The organism is Selenomonas sp. AE3005 (assembly GCF_000686945.1).
Classification (GTDB): Bacteria; Bacillota; Negativicutes; order Selenomonadales; family Selenomonadaceae; genus Selenomonas_A.
Window position 1 is genome coordinate 1 of record NZ_JMME01000008.1, and the last position, 14,956, is coordinate 14,956.

16 protein-coding genes and 1 other RNA gene are annotated in these 14,956 nt (G+C 49.5%); 8 read left to right on the plus strand and 9 right to left on the minus strand.

Annotated features, from left to right (window positions below; all coding sequences use genetic code 11):
• Window positions 1-106 precede the first annotated feature (106 nt).
• Both DL94_RS14420 and DL94_RS0106950 read left to right on the plus strand, forming a co-directional pair.
• Window positions 107-385, plus strand: a complete 279-nt coding sequence (locus tag DL94_RS14420; protein WP_051586357.1) for a YnfA family protein — start codon at window positions 107-109, stop codon at window positions 383-385.
• Window positions 386-1,930: 1,545 nt separating this feature from the next.
• Window positions 1,931-2,728 carry a hypothetical protein gene (locus DL94_RS0106950; RefSeq protein WP_028129544.1) on the plus strand — a complete coding sequence of 266 codons (798 nt, stop codon included), beginning with the start codon at window positions 1,931-1,933 and terminating at the stop codon, window positions 2,726-2,728.
• A 146-nt stretch (window positions 2,729-2,874) separates the two neighbouring features.
• Here DL94_RS0106950 and DL94_RS16040 read toward each other — a convergent pair whose 3' ends face one another.
• From DL94_RS16040 to DL94_RS0107000, 8 genes are all read right to left on the minus strand, one after another.
• The gene (locus tag DL94_RS16040) at window positions 2,875-3,024 is read right to left on the minus strand and encodes a YvrJ family protein (RefSeq protein ID WP_071837954.1); all 150 of its coding nucleotides are present in this window, start codon (window positions 3,022-3,024) and stop codon (window positions 2,875-2,877) included.
• A 12-nt stretch (window positions 3,025-3,036) separates the two neighbouring features.
• Window positions 3,037-3,255, minus strand: coding sequence for a DUF2922 domain-containing protein (locus DL94_RS0106960; RefSeq protein ID WP_051180441.1), 219 nt, complete (start codon window positions 3,253-3,255; stop codon window positions 3,037-3,039).
• A gap of 14 nt (window positions 3,256-3,269) precedes the next feature.
• Window positions 3,270-3,476, minus strand: a complete 207-nt coding sequence (locus DL94_RS0106965; RefSeq protein ID WP_028129545.1) for a DUF1659 domain-containing protein — start codon at window positions 3,474-3,476, stop codon at window positions 3,270-3,272.
• Window positions 3,477-3,541: 65 nt separating this feature from the next.
• The gene (locus DL94_RS0106970; protein WP_028129546.1) at window positions 3,542-3,754 is read right to left on the minus strand and encodes a DUF2922 domain-containing protein; all 213 of its coding nucleotides are present in this window, start codon (window positions 3,752-3,754) and stop codon (window positions 3,542-3,544) included.
• A 13-nt stretch (window positions 3,755-3,767) separates the two neighbouring features.
• Complete coding sequence (locus tag DL94_RS0106975; protein ID WP_037371512.1) at window positions 3,768-3,992, minus strand: DUF1659 domain-containing protein; 225 nt, start codon at window positions 3,990-3,992, stop codon at window positions 3,768-3,770.
• Between the two features lie 213 nt (window positions 3,993-4,205).
• The gene (locus tag DL94_RS14425) at window positions 4,206-5,732 is read right to left on the minus strand and encodes an RNA-binding domain-containing protein (protein ID WP_051586358.1); all 1,527 of its coding nucleotides are present in this window, start codon (window positions 5,730-5,732) and stop codon (window positions 4,206-4,208) included.
• 2,315 nt (window positions 5,733-8,047) lie between these two features.
• The gene (locus tag DL94_RS0106995; protein ID WP_028129549.1) at window positions 8,048-9,295 is read right to left on the minus strand and encodes a histidine-type phosphatase; all 1,248 of its coding nucleotides are present in this window, start codon (window positions 9,293-9,295) and stop codon (window positions 8,048-8,050) included.
• Between the two features lie 56 nt (window positions 9,296-9,351).
• Window positions 9,352-9,666, minus strand: a complete 315-nt coding sequence (locus tag DL94_RS0107000) for a hypothetical protein (RefSeq protein ID WP_028129550.1) — start codon at window positions 9,664-9,666, stop codon at window positions 9,352-9,354.
• A 167-nt stretch (window positions 9,667-9,833) separates the two neighbouring features.
• Between DL94_RS0107000 and ssrS the strand changes: the two genes are divergently transcribed.
• A non-coding RNA gene (ssrS, locus tag DL94_RS15615) (6S RNA) lies at window positions 9,834-10,007 on the plus strand.
• Window positions 10,008-10,070: 63 nt separating this feature from the next.
• Here the strand turns inward: ssrS and DL94_RS0107005 are convergent.
• On the minus strand, window positions 10,071-10,346 hold the full coding sequence (locus DL94_RS0107005) for a DUF896 domain-containing protein (protein WP_028129551.1): 276 nt from the start codon (window positions 10,344-10,346) through the stop codon (window positions 10,071-10,073).
• A 398-nt stretch (window positions 10,347-10,744) separates the two neighbouring features.
• Here DL94_RS0107005 and DL94_RS0107010 point away from each other — a divergent pair, with 398 nt between their 5' ends.
• The 5 genes from DL94_RS0107010 (at window position 10,745) to DL94_RS0107030 (ending at window position 14,923) form a co-directional block, all read left to right on the plus strand.
• Window positions 10,745-11,731: a diaminopimelate dehydrogenase gene (locus DL94_RS0107010; RefSeq protein WP_028129552.1), complete on the plus strand. Its 987-nt coding sequence runs from the start codon at window positions 10,745-10,747 to the stop codon at window positions 11,729-11,731.
• Between the two features lie 163 nt (window positions 11,732-11,894).
• On the plus strand, window positions 11,895-12,536 hold the full coding sequence (locus tag DL94_RS0107015; protein ID WP_028129553.1) for a hypothetical protein: 642 nt from the start codon (window positions 11,895-11,897) through the stop codon (window positions 12,534-12,536).
• A 278-nt stretch (window positions 12,537-12,814) separates the two neighbouring features.
• The gene (locus DL94_RS0107020; protein WP_028129554.1) at window positions 12,815-13,624 is read left to right on the plus strand and encodes a hypothetical protein; all 810 of its coding nucleotides are present in this window, start codon (window positions 12,815-12,817) and stop codon (window positions 13,622-13,624) included.
• Between the two features lie 29 nt (window positions 13,625-13,653).
• Window positions 13,654-14,082 (plus strand): hypothetical protein, encoded by a 429-nt coding sequence (locus tag DL94_RS0107025; protein WP_028129555.1) that lies wholly within the window; start codon window positions 13,654-13,656, stop codon window positions 14,080-14,082.
• A 61-nt stretch (window positions 14,083-14,143) separates the two neighbouring features.
• Window positions 14,144-14,923: a histidinol-phosphatase HisJ family protein gene (locus tag DL94_RS0107030; RefSeq protein WP_028129556.1), complete on the plus strand. Its 780-nt coding sequence runs from the start codon at window positions 14,144-14,146 to the stop codon at window positions 14,921-14,923.
• Window positions 14,924-14,956: the final 33 nt, after the last annotated feature.

Consider the following 14,956-nt stretch of genomic DNA (forward strand, 5'->3'; position numbering starts at 1 on the left):
GTATAAGAGCAAATACTTATGCTGGTAAGTTTAATAATAAACTTAGTATACAGTTTTCAAGAAGCCGTCAGGTTTTTGCATGTGGGAAGTTTGAGATTATACTGAAATCGGTGGCGGCTATCTAATATGGTTGTGGCTCCGAGAAGGAAAAAGCATCTATTTTGCTCTTATGGGCGCTATCATACTTATCCTTTACGGCGTGATACCCACATTTCAACCTGAAGGAAATTTTGGCCGCATATACGCTGCATATGGAGGAATTTTCATTGTCATGTCTCTCCTATGGGGCTGGGGCATAGACCATATAACCCCAGACCGCTTTGACATCATTGGTGGTCTTATTGCCATGATTGGTGTCTTTGTCATCATGTACTGGCCTCGTTAATTTTATCAATAAAAGCGAGCCACCGACTATTTCTAGTCAGTGGCTCGCCTTTATTATTGGAGATGTGTGGATTTCACAGCCCCTTTTCTGCGTCATCCGCCTGGTTGGTAGGGCCAGACTTCAGACAGAGTTAATGTTTGCCGCGTTCCCGGATTCTGTCGTAGAGCCATGCCGCCACAAGGCTGCTGGCAATGCCTACGACAAATGAAGTAATGATAGTTTCCTCCACAAGATTCACCTCCATCGCTGCCGTGGGATTCCCATGGTAAGCGGTCGCGGCAAAAATAGTATAGCACAAAAAAGTCATAATGTGCGCGCATTGTGAACAAAAAATTATACATTTGGTTTTACCCGCCCAGGCGGCGTTCTCTGCTTTGGTGGACGCTGGCACCCATGACGACCCTTAACCGCCACAGCCGCCAGCGTCCACGTCGCATGGAGAACACCGCTCCCCGCCCTTATCCCAAATCAATAAGAAGCTAACAAGTCAGGCGGTGGCGGACTGTCCGCCTCCGCATACAGACCGCCCCCGCGCACAGCCCGCAACAGGTAACGGGTGTCCGCTGGCTTGGGTGGACAGCTGCGCCGTCCACGCCGCCAGAGACACCTATAATTGACCAGTCAATTTTGAGATTGGTCAACATTATGCAAAGGTCAATGCGCAGGGGGGCAGGTTTCGGGACGTGCAGACGCACCTCCCGCACGTTACTGCTCGGCATCCGCAGGCCGTGCCCTTGTCGTTCATCTGTGACAGCAAGGCTGGCGGCACTGAGGGCAGGGAGCCGTCTCTGCACATGGACGCATCCGCGTCCATTCTCCGCCCCCTTTCCCCCTACGGCCCCGTCCAGCGGGGCCTACCCCCTTACCCCTGTTTTCCTGCCCTGCGGTGCTGTGGCTCCTCTGGCAGGAAGGGGAATAATGTGCCACGGATTAGGGGGACAGGGGGCTTGGCAGCCCTCCCTGCGGTCGGGACGACTACGGCGGCCAGCGAGAGCGGAGTGGGATAACTCGCGCCGCCGTACCCCCTGCCCTCAGTGCCTAGTGGTGACCTCAAAGGCTAGTGGAAGCCTGCTCGTCGTTATTGCACTTTCCCACCCATGGCGGCGTCCCACTGCTTTGGTGGACACTTAGCAGCGTCCACGTCGCAGAAGAACACCGCCCCACCCTTTATCCAGTCAGAACGATTTTGACCCGTCAATCCGGGGCGGACTGTCTGACTTCATTCCTGCGGCGTTCCAGTCGTCAGTCTCCTGCCCCCGTGGGGCCTCAAGTCTTCGTCCTACTTCCACGGGGGTAGGAACCTTCCTCCTTCCAGCGCTTAGTCATTCCGTCAGCCAGACCGCCCTGGGCACAAGCGGTCACAGGTTACGGGTGTCCGATTGCTCGGGTGGACAGGCAAGCTGTCCACTTCGCATCCGACACCAAGATTTTCATTTATTCACACTGAATTTTTTCTCTATATATGCTATACTCTTAATAATTCAATAATTCAATAATAATCAATACTTAAATTTGCTTATTTGGACGGTCTAAGGAGGATTTTCTGTGAACAAAACGTCATCATCCGATTTATTGCAAATGCAAGCATCCCTACTTGATATACTCAATTCGGAATCCTTTAGACAAATTATAATCCAACAAGAAAAGTTGGCTAAATCACTTCAACCAACACTCGACACATTACGAATACAGTCAGCAGCACTTAGCAAAGCTCTCCAACCTTCAATTGATGCATTTCAGGCAACATTAACGAATATTAACCAATCTTCCCAACCTCTGCTTAAATCTATTCGTATACAACAAGAAGCCCTTAGCAAAACACTTCAGCCTACACTCAAATCTATTCAAATTCAGCAAGAAATGTTTAATAAAGAATTACAACCTATACTCGAAACTCTTCATAAACAACGAGAAACATGGATGGCAGCTACTGAATTACATACTAAACAAATATCGGATATCTCAGAGCTAATTCGTACCTACATGTCTTCCGATTGCATAAAATCTATACAGGAAATGTATTTAGCTATACAACCTGCTATGGACTCACTTTGCAAGGCATACCCCCATTTATATCATCAGTATATGGAAATATATGAAACTGATGATATAACAAATACTATTCCTAATAACATATTAATAGAAGATTTACCAGATTACGTTTCATCCCATGATGAAAATACTTTTGAAAAAATATATACCATTACACCACAATTAAACGAAGCAGGAACAACACTCATGGCGATAGCAATTTTCTTTGATGAACCCATGAAAACTTACGTTGGTCAAGTTGGTTTCTTCTTTTATGTTATTAGTATGCTCTTGAAATATGCGCCCAAATAAACAATCAAACCATACGCTATTAAACGAATTATTCATCTTGGCCAGTAAAAACAAAATATGTGCTTGCAAACATAATAAAACCATAAAATTTTCGGCAGCTGACCAGTCAACTTTGACCAGTCAGCCGCCCGCCATACCTTTAGGTGTCATTTTTCAAACCGCCGCAGCTCCTGTATCAGCTCCCCCAGCTTATCGGTGAATTTATCCATTGACTTCTGAAAGCTGGTCAATAGATAAAACGTCACGACAATGGGAAAGCCCACAGCCGAAACGGCGGTGAGTATGGTCTGCTCCATCTTTTTTCCCCCTTATGGCAGGAGCTGTTCATCCACAATCCGCAGGTACATGTGCTTGACCGCGGTTGCCCGCCCTCCGTTTTCCGACAGGATAAGCCCGCGTTTCAAGAGTTCAAACATGGCCATGCTGACCTCTCTTTGCGTCAAGTCGCTGCGCGGGTTCGGGATAGAAAGGGTCATGGTTCTGCCATTATCCAGCCAAAAAATAATCATCAGCGTTGTTTCTACCACAGGTCAGCCCCTCCTTATTCGGTCAAATCACAGCAATCTGCGCGGTCAATACTATGCAGGGGTAGTGTCTGCAATGCGGCAATGGTTTTGCCGGCCAAAAGCAGGTCATCGTCCGTCGCCTCGGGATTGACCCGCAAATGAATAATTTTACAAACATCCCGGTTATTTTCACAGCCAATCACACAGGCAATTTTCAGGTTCGTCGTCGAATTCACGCGCATACTCGTCCCTCCTTACCAAAAGAGGCCGCTAGTCTGCGGCCTCCTCTACGTCTATTCAGCGGCAATTACGCCAGCTCCGTCTCCTCAATGGTGCGGACATAAGCCCGTTTGAAGGCGCTCACCGGATTTCCGGCAGAAAGGACGGCCTTCTTGGCCACGATTTCATCAGCTGCCGTGACCACATCCGCCTTAGTGACATCTTCGCGCGGGTCGGGGATGGAAATGGTGGTATTTTTGCCGTTTTCCACCGCGAACTCAATCAAAAGCGTTTCTTTCATAGTCTAGCCCTCCTTAATGTTCTTCTGCCAAGGAACTAGCGTCAATGCGCCCAATACCGTCAACGGGATATTTCTGCAAATTGCTGAGCTTCTGCCCAATGGAAAGCACGTCCCCGTCCGCAAGTTCCGGATTGACGGAAAGATTGACGTAATCATGGGTGTCCTTGCCTGTGCTGGACGTGCCCTTTACACGGGTGATTTTCAGCGTAGTGGTCTGTTTCGAACGAATGGTAGGCATGATTTTCCCTCCTTCATAGATAGCAAAAAGGCCGCCGGATTGTCACCCTGCGGCCTTCTTGCGGAATGACAACCCAAATATATCTCGCGCCCGTCGGCGTAGATACCTGTAATAGTTTTTGTCATTTCCGATATGTATTCAGTTAGGATGTTATAGGAAAGTTCTTTCAACTCCTATATTATGGAGTTGACCGGTCAAATGCAAGGCTATTTTTTATTTTTCCTCCGGCTGGTACAACATAGTACGCCTGAATTTGTCCGCAATATCCGCCCGCTCAATAATACTGGGGGTACAATAATAGCGCGTAGCTCTTGCCCGTCCGGTCTGAGTGACAATCCCCTGCTCGATAAATTGACTCAGGATTTTACGCACCTGGTATTTGGTGAGGCCGGTAGCCTCCTCTAACTCCGCCACGGAGCCTCCATGCTTGCTGCTATGCAGGAACTTATAAATCTGCTGCTCGTTGTCATCAAATTCGGGATGCGAATCCAGCGGCGCAGCAATCCAAAGTTTCAATACAGTATGTTTTAAGTCCGTCTCAATCTCCGGCGCCCGGAATTTATTCAGCTTGGCAAAGTTCAGCAGTGTCGAACCGCCGGTGCCGGCACGGTCAGATATGCCCATTTGACGGAAGAACGTAATCAGCGTATTGTTGCGCGGATGGGAAACGCCGCCCATAAAGAACTGACTTGCCGTAACCAGCATCTTGCCGGGATTGGTAAAGGTATAATAAAGGTCTTCCACCGTGACCTTGATATCCGTTTCCCCGTCGGCGTAATCGGCATGAATCAGCATATTGGCCAAGGCTTCGCGCAGGGCTTCCTGCAGCTCGGCAGAGGATTTTCGCTCACTGTTCTGGTCAAGCTCGAACTTATCGTTGATGGTCGCCCGGAGCTTTTCACGCAGCAGCTGGAAAAAACTAAAGATATTCAGTTCCGCATATTCCAAGTCGCCGGTACATACGCGGTCACTCCAGCGCTCTTTCCCCTGACAGTTGCGGTGATTGAGGTATTCCAGATGGAAATGCGGGAACTTCTGTCGGATGGCGTTATATTTGCCGAAAAACAGAAGGCAGGCCACGGTCATTTTTAGCTCACGGCTCCCGCCCCTGCGGTCAATCTGATACGCCCCAATGGTCTGCAGAAAATCGAGATTGTCCATCGCCAGGTAATTTTTCGACGGGTGACGTGCGTGCAGAATATTTTTGAAGGACAGGACGCTATCCATATCCAAATCCTCCAGAATATAGTCATCCAACAGGTCACTATCCTGGTCAGGCTGACCATTGCGCATAAACCGCTTGAGGTCATTTTCGCTAATCTTATAATCCCCCTCGTTGATGCGGATATAAGCGTTCAAGGGATTCCCCTTCAAGTAAAGGGGCTTTTTGTTATCGGGAAGCTCCGGAATATAAACGGAGATAATCTTCTTGCCATCCAGCTCATGCACCTGCATATTCTGATTATCCAACAGATTGTAGCTGACCATGGATTTATTATTGGCCGTATTACAGAGGTCTTTCAAAATCTTATCCGGATTCTTGACCCCGGAAATCTCCCAGGGATTCTCACGAATCCCCAGCAGAATATGACCGCCCGCCGTATTGGCAAAGGAAGAATAGGTTTCCCAAAAGGCGCTTGGCAGCGAGGACTTGGCCTCCTTGAATTCCAGATTGTATGATTCCTGCTGTTTTTGCAAGGTTTCAATGATATGTTTTAGTTGCTCTTTGCTATTGCTCATCTTTTACTCCGTGACTTGCCGAATCGTTCGAAAAAATGGCGAATCGTTCGAACGATTTGTCCATGATTTTTTAGGGATATGCGCTCAACCCTTGTGGAACAAGGCTCCCCCCACACTTTAGCGAAGTGAAGAATCGTTCGAAAAACCGGCGAATCGTTCGAAATCGTGCCAAATCGTTTTTAATATTATAGCACGATTCAAAGCGTGTTTGCTATGAACCGTCAAATTTTGACCGATTACACGAGGCAGCGGCTGACTGGTCAGATGGCCGCTTTGCGTTCCCCGTGTCGGTGCTGACGTGGACAGCGCAGCTGTCCACCAAAAGCAACGGACACGCGATGCCTGTAACGGGGTATGCTGGCGGCGGTCTGTCTGGTGGAATGACTAAGCGCTGGAAGGAGGAAGGTTCCTACTGGTGCGGAAATAGTGCGAAGACCTGAGCGCCCGTACCAGCAGGAGACTGACGACTGGAAGGCCGCAGGAATGGAAGCAGACAGTCCGCCGCCCCCTCCGGCTCTGCCATTCATGGACTTTTATCAAGGGCGGGACGGTGTTCTTCTGCGACGTGGACAGTTTACCTGTCCACCAAAGCAGCGGGACACCGCTATGGGTGGGATTACGCATGAACGACGAGCAGGCTTCCACTACTCCATCTGGTCAGCATTAGGCACTGAGGGCAGGGATGTACGGCGGCGCGAGCTATCCTGCTCCGCTCTCGCTGGCCGCCGTAGTCGTCCCGACCGCAGGGAGGGCTGCCAAGCCCCCTGTCCCCCTATCCCGCAGCACATTATTCCCCGTCTGACCGAGGAGCTACAGCACCGCAGGGCAGACATTCGGGGGAAAGAGGGTAGGCCACGCCTGTCGTGGCCGTAGGGGGAAAGGGGGCGGAGAATGGACGCGGATGCGTCCATGTGCAGAGACGGCTCCCTGCCCTCAGTGCCGCCCGCCTTGTTGCCGATTTTGACCGACAAGGCTGCGGCCTGCGGTGGCCGGAACGTACCGAGCGGGAGGTGCGCAGCACGTCCCAAAGCCCGCCCCCTGCGCATTGACTTTTGCATAATGTTGACCATTTCAAGATTGACTGGTCAAATGCGCCGGTGTCTCTGGCGACGTGGACTGCGTAGCTGTCCACCCAAGCCAGTGGACACCCGTTGCCTGTTCCTCGTTATGCCTGGAGGCGGACAGTCCGGCTCCGCCTCGCTTCTTAGCGCCGATGACGGGTCATAGGGCGGGGCGCGGTGTCCCTCTGCGACGTGGACGCCAGCCGTCCGTGACGGTCGAGGGTCGTCATGGGTGCCGGCGTCCACCCAAGCAGGGATGCCGCAGGGGCGGGGAATACTTTTGACCGGTAAAAATACGCATTGCCTTTGACCGGTCAACTCGCTAATATAGACATAAGCCAAAAACATTGCCAGTCTCTGCATAAAATCCCAAAGAAACGAATAAATAAACATTTGACTTATGACAAAAAAATAAGCTCCACGCTATCCGCATAGAGCTTGTCAGTTTTTCCAGTATGATAATCCATCAATCTCTAAAAAATAAATCTCACAAATTTCCCTTTTCAAACATTCTCCATTTCAGAGTTTTGATGTACTTCATAAATTCGCCCCTCGGCCTGCAAAAACTGCGGGCAATTTGCGGGCTACCATGAAGAAGTCAATCAACCTCTAAAAGAAACTAAACGTCACGAAACAACCAGTTTCCTAATCAACGACTCCGCCGTCCCAATCCTGTCAAGGGTTCCGTCATTCCCCGCCAGTACACGCTCCACAGACATTCCATAAAATCTGTTTTCATAGCCCCCCTCTAAGACTCGAAATCAAGTGTGGTTAATAGCCACCGTGGGTTCGAATCCCACCCTCTCTGCCATTGAGATTAAAGGGCTTTTCGTTCTAGCAGGTTTTGGTTAGACTGGTTTCCATTTTAGCTAAAACTGGTTGTCAAAAAGTTGTCAACAGGAGAGAAGAAGAGTCCTGTCATTAAAGAATCAGTATTCCTATGGGATACTGGTTCTTTTTTATTAGAAAGTAAGCGCCCTTGCTATTAAATGGTAATGTGTATTAAAATCGGGCAAAATATGTAATGAACGCGAAAGTCAGTCGTATATGTAAATAGAAAGACAGTTTATAGGGCAGGGAGGCGAGTAGAATGAAACGGTATTATATCAATCAGTGGAACCAAAAACACTACCGGCATGTACGCAGACGCAATATCCGCAAGGCTGGGGCTTATAAAAGCGAAAAATAACATTTTTAGGGCTGTTGCAAGAGAAATCAGTGCAACAGCCCTAGTTCTATATTTTTATAAAATTTTTAGTAGTGCTGCCCCGTGAGTTCGGCATCACTGGTGATGGCGTCGGTAAGACGCTGCTGGAAGTCCTGCATGGTTATCAGGCCGTCCTCATTGGCGTGGATATTTTGCAGGTGCAGGGGAATCATTCCCGGCGGATTGTCAGCGGTCAGTGGAGATGCTGTGGCGAGCTGTTGGCTGGTGGGGTATACGAGTTTGAGACTTACATAACTTTCGCCGTCTTTGTCTTGCCATTCTTCGACAACTAACTTACAGCCGATAGGGGTCTCTTGTTCGATGGTGTCCGGCAGTGGCGTGTCTTTGACTTCCAGAGCGCACATGACCGAAGCGACATTGCTGTCGTGGCCGCAGAGGAATGTGAACTTGCGGCGTTGCAGGTTCAGTTCTTCCTGCATGATGGACAGCAGCGATCGTGATCTGGCACGGGACAAGGTGGGCAGGTGCCGGTAGGCGTGAATGCCCAGGTCTTTGACTGCCGCGATTTCCTGCCATTGCTGGAAGGTGAGTTCATGACCAAAGGTGGCGCGCTTGTCACCAAGCTCATAGTATTGCAGCACCAGAGCATCGCAGGTGAACATCAAGGGACGGGCGGCGCCGGTGATTTGCAGACCGTCCTTGACGCCGATATTAAAATCAGCGAGGCTGATAACCGGCCGGTCCAAAACTGTGGCTGCGGTGGCAACGCCTTTGCTTATGGTGGCAGTCAGGGCCTGGCTGCCGCCGAGTGCCTGTAATTCCTGTGCATTGGCCTCGTTGAATGCTGGCTTGCGGTTTAGAGCTCCCGGCATAAATACCGGGTCCGCCTCATCAATCTGCCGGGTATAGGTGACGTCTACTGCTCCCTCTGGGAACATACCCTGGGCAAAATTCCGGGAGGTAGCAATAGTGCGTTGAAAGCTGTTGGCGTAGAAGAAGAGATCCTTAGGCTGCAATTGGTAGTCCGCAGGGAAGAGTCCTTCCTGCTGGAGATAGTTGCGGAAGTAGGTTCCCATGTAGTGTTCCATGAGGGCGCCACGGGCTGTCAGGTACCCGTTTTTTACGCCAAAATCGTGCCATTTATGGTCGGTCATTTTGGCCAGTACGCTGTCCTTGCCGGCGATGGGTGCGCGAATGTTGTGCCGGGAAAGGACGATAACCTGCACCAGCTGATATTTTTCGTGCAGCGTGTCCTGTGTGGCTGCCTGCGCCGGTTGACTGATGCTTAGGCACAGCAATGTCAGCAGCATGGCCAAAGTTTTTCGTAGTGTCATAATAATTCCCCCTAATCAGCATATAGGAAAAAAGCCCCACAAGGGGGCTGGCTGCATCAATATGACGGGTGTTTCTTTACGTAATCAACCGGGCGGCTCCAGTCTACGTGAACCTTGGTTGCATTCCACAGACGGGTGATGGCCAGTTTGAAACTGGCGGTATCAGCCAACGGGTCAATTTCTTCCGGCGTAAAATCCATCAGGGTTTCATGCGGAACGTTGATGCTGTGTTTTTCGCTAAGGTATTTTTCTGTGAGTTCCTTGGCCTCGGCGTTGTTGATGTTGACGGTAGCGCTTTTTGTGTCAGCGTCGTAATCAATCCAGCCTAAATCGCGGCCAAAGCTGATAGCCACACTAAATTTATTTTCCATGATTCATATCTCCTTTTAGAGCTCTTGCTGATATTATTATATATTATTTGTGTTTAGTTGACAAATTTATTGGCAAAATGCTCGAATTTGGTAAATATTTTCAAAAGTTTGTATTTGTCAAGTCTTGCATAGGCATTTTTTTTGTGCTACTATACTTACAAAGAAGGAAAAGCCTGGGGTGTGCGGGGGCTTATAGAATGTCCAACCTACATTTATTACAGGGAGCTTGATTTGATTCTGGTAGATGTTCGCCACGGCGAGATGCAGAAACCAGACTTAGGGCACCCACCTGCTAGTCGCAGGTTTTGGGCATTTTAAGCGATCGGCATTTTGGACCCCTTCTTTGAAAAGGGATTGCTATCTGCAGATGGCAGTCCCTTTTCACGCGTTTGGGGTTAAAATGCTTAATGATACTGTGGACGCAGATTGATGGCCACTTCATTTATATGGGTGATTTTCGGGTCCTTGGCTAAAGGCGCGCTGGCAGCACTGTTGCCGGCCTCGCCCGGGCCGGGGACTATTTCTATATTATCGAGCATTTGCCGCATTTGACCGCGGATACCTTCCAGGTATATTTCGCGGAGATTTTTCTGTTCCTTTTTTTCTTCCTCGGACAAGCCGGTGGAACGCTGTTTGCGTGATAATTCATTGATACGGGCGATGAGTTCCGGAGTTATCATAAAAAAGCCTCTCTTTCAATCTCTTTACATGTCATATGCATGATATTATAACGCTATTGTTCAAATTTTGCCATAGGCAAAATCTTCCGATTGGCGTTTCAACGAGCCTGCAAAGTTATAGAGGCTAGGGAGATATTTGGGGGCTCGTTATAACGCCGTTGTTCCAGTTTTGCCATAGGCAAAACTTCCTCTTGGCGTTTCAACGAGGCGGGAGATATGCTCGCCGCCTGTTTTGGTATTCGTGCCCCCACCTGCTGAGGTAGGGGACATTTTCTTGCCTCGTTATAACGCAACTATTGTCTGTTGTATACATTAAAGAAAATTATTTTCAATGCTCCGATGATGTGGTATAGTATGAGGGTAGCTATTACTTTTTTGTTATAGAAAGAAGGCAGATTATGAGTATCCGTATCGGTATTTTAGGTTATGGCAATCTGGGCCGTGGTGTGGAATGTGCGGTAAAGGCCAATGATGATTTGGAACTGGTGGCTGTATTCACGCGCCGTGACCCGGCACTGCTCACCATCAAAACTCCTGGCGTGCCTGTGGTGAACGTCAGCGACGTGGAAGAATGGGAAGATAAAATTGATGTTATGATTCTCTGCGGCGGCAGCGCTACGGATTTACCGGTGCAGACTCCTCATTATGCCAAACTCTTTAATGTTGTCGACAGTTTTGATACGCATGCCCGCATTCCTGAGCATTTTGCCAATGTTGACAAGGCTGCCAAGGAAAACGGCCACGTGGGTATTATCTCCGTGGGCTGGGACCCGGGCCTGTTCTCACTGGCACGCGTCTATAGCAACGCCATTCTGCCGCAGGGCAAGGATTACACTTTCTGGGGCCGCGGCGTATCCCAGGGACATTCCGACGCTATCCGCCGCATTGAAGGCGTAGCTGATGCTCGTCAGTACACGGTACCGGTGGAAAAAGCGCTGGCTGCTGTCCGTGCCGGTGAAAATCCTGACCTGACCACGCGTGAAAAGCATACCCGTGAGTGCTATGTCATGCTGGAAGAAGGTGCCGACGCCGCCAAGGTGGAGCAGGAAATCAAAACCATGCCCAACTACTTTGACGAGTATGACACGACGGTACATTTCATCAGTCAGGAAGAGCTGGACCGTGACCACAAGGGGCTGCCCCATGGCGGTTCGGTAATCCGCTCCGGTGTAACCGGCCACGATAAGGAAAACAAGCATGTCATCGAGTTCAAGCTGAACCTGGATTCCAATCCGGAATTCACCACCAGCGTGCTGGTCTGCTATGCCCGCGCTGCTTACCGTCTGGCGCAGGAAGGTGTTACCGGCTGCAAGACTGTACTTGATGTTGCACCTTCTTACCTGTCAGCACAGAGCGGTGCAGAATTGCGCGCTCATCTGTTGTAAAATTAAACTTTGGTTAAAAAAGCCCTGCTTTAGCAGGGTTTTTTATATTTATGCCGAAATAGAATTCTTATCAAACCAAAAAAGCATAATTTGTTTAATCATTGTAGAAATTCACCGATAAATGTTGTAAAGAAACAATAACGGTGAGAAAGGGGGAAGAACAATGATTTGTAGAAAATGCGGCTGTATATTAGATGAAAAGACAAAGGTGTGTGCCTTTTGTGGCGAACAGGCGGAACCTGGCAGTGTTGACCTGATGACGCGTACCGTAGGGGATGACGGTGCCAGCGAAATTCGGGCGGCGATGCCCGGGCTGATAAACCTGCAGGAACTTGCGGAAGTGCCGCAGGACAAGGAAATGCTCATCATTGAACTGACCCGTCTGCAAGGATATTTTGCGCATGTTCGCAGCAAATATGCCACTTTGGGCGATTTGTGGATGATGCGTTCACAGAATGCGGAACCATCATTGTTTAGCTGGACGATAGGCGGCTTTATTTCCACGTTGTTCTTTTATCTGATTCTATCGGGATTCCTGCCGGGAACACCCTGGACGTTCTTCTTTGTGCTGTGGCTGGGTGTGACCAGTGTGGGCTACGTGCAGGCCGGTAAGGCTTACGAAAAACGCAAAGCCCAGCTTGATGCTGATATCCGTGGCATGGAAAATGAAGTGCGTGACTTTTACAATCATGCTGAGCGTTGTTTCCTGCCTTTTGATTACAGTGACCCGCAGATTATCCGGGAATTGATTATCGGCCTGACCAAGGGCACGATAACTTCCTTCAGCGATTACCGTGTACAATAGTAACGGCAAAAACATTTATAACGCCATTGTTCAAATTTTGCCGAAGGCAAAATCTTCCAATTAGCGTTTCAACGAGGCGGGAGATATGCTCACCGCCTGTTACGAGATGTTCACCCCCACTTACGGAAGTGGGGGACATCTTCGGCCTCGTTATAGCCTTCACCTTTTTCCAAGGTGAGGGCTATATTATGGTGGGGAGATAGTTTTGCCTATGGAAAAACTGGCATAATGGCGGTATAATAGAAACTGATTTTTATTGATACTAAAGGAGGTAATCCATGTCAGTATTTGCGCTATGCCTGATGTTTGTCTGTCCGGTGCTGCTGCTCTTGGTGGCGTTGCGCTACTTGCGGCTGCACAATTTAAAAATGACAGCCATGTTTGTCCTGCTGGCCGTAGCCGTAGGCGCGGTGGGCGGTATTACCGGATATGGGGAAATGGAAAACAGTGCCAAGCACAGTACGGAATCAAATTACGCCCGTGACCAGCGCGAGAATCAGACCCGCCGGTATGAGCAGGCGCTGGAGATTCTAGTACAGCTTGATTTCAATCATCCTGACAGGGAGAAAAGCGAGGAGGCTGTCCGCCTGTTACAGGATTTTGCCGACAAGAATTTAGCCAGTCAGCTGGAAGGTTCCTGTCCCGATGCGCAGATGCTCCTGGCTTATGCCGAGGCGATGAATCAGGTAGCTCTGTACCGGGGGCACATGACCAACAAGGACGTGGCTGCTGACCGCAAGCTGCTCTCAATAGTTCAGGATATGCCGGAAGGCTATCAGGGGCGTTTGTCGGAAAAAATTCTGCCTTTTCAGCGGCTGATTGTGGCCATGTGCAAGGAGGCAGAGCACGAGACAAAGCTCGATAAGGAAAATGCCCAAAAGCATGCGGCCAATCTCTCCCAGGGGAAATATGGCGGCATTCATCCCGGCGACAGCGAAACGAAAATTGCTGCTGCTATGGGGCAGCCAAGCCGCGTGAATGTCACGAATGGTGAAGGTGCGGAGCTCAAACAGTATGTATTCAACCATAATGGCAAAAGCGTTTATGTATACACCAGAGATGGCGTAGTTACAGACGTATCCATGTAATATATAATAAAAATTATGAGGTGATTAACATGAAAAAGAAGATTATGGCTTTATGTTTAGGCGCAATGCTGAGCTGCTCGGCTGTGGCCATGGCTGTTACGCCGGACGCGCAGGCGCTTTCCAATGAGCAGGAAAAAGCCGCTGCCTGGATGGACGTTATGCTGGTGAAGAATAAACCGGTCGATGCCCTGAAAATGATGGGCAGTGAGGCACAGAAGGAAATTGACGCTGCTAAAATTACCAGCACGGCGCAGAAGATGGCCAATGATTTGGGTAAGTATAAGGGCGCACAGTTTGTGGCTTGGACGCGTTTTGACCAGGCTGACCAGATGGTGTACTTCATGACTTTTGAAAAGGAACCCGTGGTACGCTGCGTGCTGATTTTCGATAAACAGGGCAACCTGCAAAACTTTGGCATGAACCCGATTAAGCAGCAGGAAAACAAAGCACAGAAATAAAAGCCGTCCGGCAGGTGCGGAAATTTAGCTGTAAATAATATAGTAAGGAAAGTGTGCGCAGATGATATTTGACAGTCATATTCACACCGAGTTTTCCGCAGACGCGGACATGAAAGCCCGTGAGGCGCTGCAGGCGGCAGCCGGGCAGGGGATTGGTCTGGTGTTTACCGAGCACTTGGACGCTGATTATATCAGCAAAGAGGGCAAGACCTTTACCTTTGAGCCGGAGCAGTACTGGCGTACTTACAACCCCTTGCGCGGTGACAACCTGCGGCTGGGCGTGGAAATCGGTATGCGTGAGAGCACCAGGGATTATTCTGAGGAGCTTTCCCGGCGTGTGCCCTTTGATATGGTGATTTGTTCCCAGCATATCGTCGATGATTTGGATATTTTTTATCCCGATTATTATGAGGATAAGGATAAACAGACAGCCTATCACCGCTATTTTGAGCAGATGGCTGACAATCTCCGGGGGCACAGCTTTGCCGATACTTTAGGGCATATTGATTACATCTGCCGTTATGCACCGTATGAAAATGCCGGCATTGTCTACAAGGATTTTGCTGATGAAATCGATAAGGTGTTACAGACGGCGGTGGACACGGATACCGCCATGGAGATAAACACCCGGCGGCTGGGGGACAAAGAGGCTCTGGCTGACCTAATGCCAATTTACCAGCGGTATCGGGAACTGGGCGGCCGCTATGTCACGCTGGGGTCTGACGCCCATGTCCCTGCGGCGGTGGGCGCGCATCTGCTGCTGGCGTATGATTTTGCGGAAAGCCTGCACCTTACGCCGGTGACCTTCCAGCAACGGCAGATGGTGAATTGTCAGAAATAATTTGCGTTTTACCTTGTGTTATCTGTCAAAAAC